This window comes from Frisingicoccus sp., from assembly GCA_016298055.1.
Lineage (GTDB): Bacteria > Bacillota > Clostridia > Lachnospirales > Lachnospiraceae > Frisingicoccus.
This window is the reverse complement of the sequence record JAEDDO010000267.1, coordinates 1-2,101: the sequence shown is the minus strand read 5'-3', so window position 1 is coordinate 2,101 and position 2,101 is coordinate 1. Positions and strand designations below refer to the sequence as shown.

Genomic DNA, 2,101 nt, shown 5'->3' with positions numbered 1-2,101 from the left:
CTGTTCCTTGCACATTCTTCAGCTGAAGGACGGATCACATCCTTCGCAATGTCACTGTAGATACCTTCTTTATAAAATTGTTTAAACATCTGTTTCACAAGGCGATCTTCACCGGAATGAAATGTGAGAACCGCCACCCGGCCGCCCGGTGCCAAAACCCCTGGCAGTTTTTCAAGGAAAGCATACAACACTTCAAATTCACTGTTCACATCAATACGCAGTGCCTGAAACGTTCTCGCACAGGACTTCTTAACAGCCTCCTTCCGATCCTTTTCCGGAATAAACCGCAATGCCTCCTCGATGGCTCCCTTTAACTGAGTCGTTGTCTCAATCGCCTTTCCGCGTTTGCGCCAATTCATAATTGTTTTTGAAATTTCTTCTGCATAAGGCTCATCCGAATTCTCAATAAGCATCCCCTGAAGTTCTTCCAGAGAAACCTCCTTAAGCCTCTGGGCCGCACTGATGCCTTTCTCCGGATTCATTCTCAGATCCAAAGGCCCTTCAACTTTATAGGAAAATCCCCGATCCGGATTATCGATCTGCATAGATGACACACCTAAATCTGCAAGAATAAAATCAAACTTTTTCCCTGTTTCTTCCGAAACACGATCAATATCAGCAAAATTCTGAAGACGTACTGTCAGAATATCTTCTCCAAAGCCCTGTTTTTCCAGTCGTTCCTTTGTTTTAGCCGACTCAATGGGATCCACATCCAGCCCGTAAATATGCCCCTGTCCTTCCAGGCACTTCAGCATCTCTTTCGTGTGACCGCCATATCCCAGTGTCGCATCAAGCCCTGTCTGTCCCGGTTTAATCTGCAAAAAATCCAGAATCTCTTTTACCATGATTGAAATATGCATGCCCGCCGGTGTACTTCCTTTTCGTATCACCTTCTCAATCGTATCTGCATATTTCTCCGGCTGATGTTCCTTATATTTTTCTTTGTAACTCCTCGGATGTGTCCCTGAATATCGGACGCGCCGTTTATGCTGTTTTTCCTGATTGTCCATCTGTTTTCTTACCTTTATTTCAAATCGATGCACTCACCCGAATGCACTACCGTTACCTTTCCGTCAATATTATACCAAAGATCCATATCGCTCGGATTCTCAATATGATCTCCGGTTATATCCGCTTTACGTATCGCCTGCAGATATTTAACCAGTTCGATATTCGTTGCAAACCATATATTATCCTGTGCTGCAACCAGGTCCAAAAGTTTTTCCATTCTGTCCCATCCGTGCACAGCATCCAGATCATAAGAATGTCCTACAATCTGGCACAGTGCCAGTTCCTCATCTGTATCAACAAATCCCTGAACAAAAGATTCAAGTTCCGGTGATAAATGAAAAATTCCTGCTTTCCAGCGATAATAGTCTACGCATGGTTTATAAGATAAACTCGTCTCCGATATTCTGGCATATTCAAAGCCGGCAATACGAACACAATCTTCAATCAGCGGACTGTAATAATCGAATGGCACCGCAAACCCTGAAACCTCTGTATCAAACATTGTTTCCAGATTATCTCTGTCTTCGACCATCTCATGCAGAATCTGCTCTGCTGACAAACTGTCCATATATGGATGACTCAAAGTATGACTGGCAATTTCATGTCCCTCATAGAGGTCTTTTGCACGTTCCGGTGAAAGCCGTTTGACAACCATACCACAGTCATGAAACCATGCAAACTCCTGAAACATTAATCCTGAATTCAGATTGAAAGTTGCTTTAATTCCATATTTGTTAAGCATTTCGATAAATTCAATATCCTGCACAATACCATCATCATAGGTCATATTAAATGCTTTCTCCTTGCCGCCCGGATATAATTTTTTTATCATACGAATCCCTCCCATCTATGTTTAGGATAGCATAATTTGTCTGAATATTCAATAAGACAGTCATAAGACTGTCTTATTGAATATCTTTCTTAGCCGGATTATCCAAAAGTTTCCCGTGTGCATCAAACCTTGATCCGTGACACGAACACTCCCATGTTTTCTCATCTTCATTCCATGTAAGCCCGCATCCCATATGGGTACACTGAATTGAATCTTTTCCTAACCAGCCCCTTGCCAATCCCCGAACACTTTCACCGA

At 42.6% G+C, this 2,101-nt stretch carries 3 protein-coding genes; all 3 read right to left on the bottom strand.

The features are described 5' to 3' along the window. The coding region (gene rsmH / locus QZZ35_RS11435) for a 16S rRNA (cytosine(1402)-N(4))-methyltransferase RsmH (protein WP_291237519.1) at window positions 1–1,010 on the bottom strand (1,010 nt) is incomplete at its 3' end. 14 nt (window positions 1,011–1,024) lie between these two features. After that, window positions 1,025–1,843 (bottom strand): polysaccharide deacetylase family protein, encoded by an 819-nt coding sequence (locus QZZ35_RS11430; RefSeq protein WP_291237518.1) that lies wholly within the window; start codon window positions 1,841–1,843, stop codon window positions 1,025–1,027. 73 nt (window positions 1,844–1,916) lie between these two features. After that, on the bottom strand, window positions 1,917–2,101 hold a 185-nt coding region (locus tag QZZ35_RS11425; protein WP_291237517.1), incomplete at its 5' end, for a QcrA and Rieske domain-containing protein.

What these genes read in the sequence shown, in the direction of transcription:
- QZZ35_RS11430 (WP_291237518.1), bottom strand. Translation starts at nt 1,843, where the DNA reads ATGATAAAAAAATTATATCCGGGCGGCAAGGAGAAAGCATTTAATATG.